The organism is Rhodococcus sp. IEGM 1408 (assembly GCF_033142235.1).
Lineage (GTDB): Bacteria > Actinomycetota > Actinomycetes > Mycobacteriales > Mycobacteriaceae > Dietzia.
This window is the reverse complement of sequence record NZ_JAWLRW010000039.1, coordinates 1-750: the sequence shown is the minus strand read 5'-3', so window position 1 is coordinate 750 and position 750 is coordinate 1. Positions and strand designations below refer to the sequence as shown.

The following is a 750-nucleotide window of genomic DNA, read 5'->3' as shown; positions in this document are numbered from 1 at the left end:
GCCGCTGGCGTATTGGCCCCGGTCGGATTCGTGCTGCCCATGAGCGTCGGCGCCATCCTCATGTCGCTATCGACAGTCGTTGTCGCTCTCAACGCCCAGCTGCTACGCCGCCTCGACCTGAGTCCAGAATCCGTCACAAGAGCGATGGAGCGATGATAAACACGATGACCATCAGACACCACTCGCGGCGACGAGTCGCGTCCGCGTTCCTTGCTGCCGCCGCGTTAACTTTCGCCGGCTGCTCGACCGGGCCGTCCGAGAACGCTTCGACAGAACCACCCAACCCGTCGTTGGAGTCCTACGGCCTCGCCGGTCTCGACGCGCCCCAGATCATCAACAAACTCGACACCATGCCGGTGGCCGATAGGCCGGATGATCTGATCGCCTCGGTGCAGCCGACCGAACTGGTCTTGACCAGTAGCGATGAGGGCCTGGCAACGATGCCTATGCCAGATGACCAGTTCTATCTGTCAGTGGCGCCCTACAACACCAGCACCCACCCCTGCCAGTTCCACAGCCTGACCACCTGCCGCGGCGAGATGGCCACCGAAGAGGTGCACGTCACCGTCACCGATACCGCCACCGGAGACATCCTCATCGACGAACCACGCACCACCTACGACAACGGCTTCCTCGGATTCTGGCTACCGCGAGACATCACTGCCACGCTCACCATCGACTACGACGACAAGTCGGCCACTGTTCCGATCGCCACCGGAGACCAGGACCTCACCTGCCTGACCACCATGA

At 62.4% G+C, this 750-nt stretch carries 1 protein-coding gene; it reads left to right on the top strand.

Annotation, left to right across the window (positions count from 1 at the left end; all coding sequences use genetic code 11):
* Window positions 1–164: 164 nt before the first annotated feature.
* Window positions 165–750 (top strand): CueP family metal-binding protein (locus R4P08_RS18385; RefSeq protein WP_317815307.1); only part of this gene is annotated, 586 nt, incomplete at its 3' end.